This is a genomic window from Streptomyces carpinensis (genome assembly GCF_002154505.1).
In the GTDB taxonomy this organism is placed as follows: Bacteria; Actinomycetota; Actinomycetes; order Streptomycetales; family Streptomycetaceae; genus Streptomyces; species Streptomyces carpinensis.
On sequence record NZ_MUBM01000210.1, the window covers coordinates 1 to 374 of the forward strand.

Below are 374 nucleotides of genomic sequence, written 5' to 3' on the forward strand. Positions count from 1 at the left end.
GGTCGGGGCCGCGATGATCGCCACCGGGTGGGCGATGCGCCGCCGCCCGAGGCCGTACCGGCTCTGATCGAAGCCGTAGCGACTCCGAACGGTGCCACGCCGGGGGCGGGGCGGGACGGGCGGTCGCCCTCAGGCGGGGGCCGGACGAGGAGTGCGGTCACCCTCAGGCCGGGTCCGGGCCCGGCAGTTCGGCGAACTCCTCCAGCGCGTGCCGGAGCCACTGGGCCCAGAAGGTCTCCAGATCGATCCCGGCCCGCAGCACCAGGTGCTGAAGCCGGTCCTGAGGGCTGTCCCTGCCGGGCGGGAAGTCGCGCTTCTCGATCTCCCGGTACTCCGCCAATTGGCGCTCGTGCAGCTCCAGATGGTTCCTGAGA

The 374-nt window shown here is 72.7% G+C and carries 1 protein-coding gene; it reads right to left on the reverse strand.

Annotated features, from left to right (window positions below):
- Window positions 1-163: 163 nt before the first annotated feature.
- On the reverse strand, window positions 164-374 hold a 211-nt coding region (locus tag BZY54_RS53610), incomplete at its 5' end, for a virulence activator alpha C-terminal domain-containing protein (protein WP_483025151.1).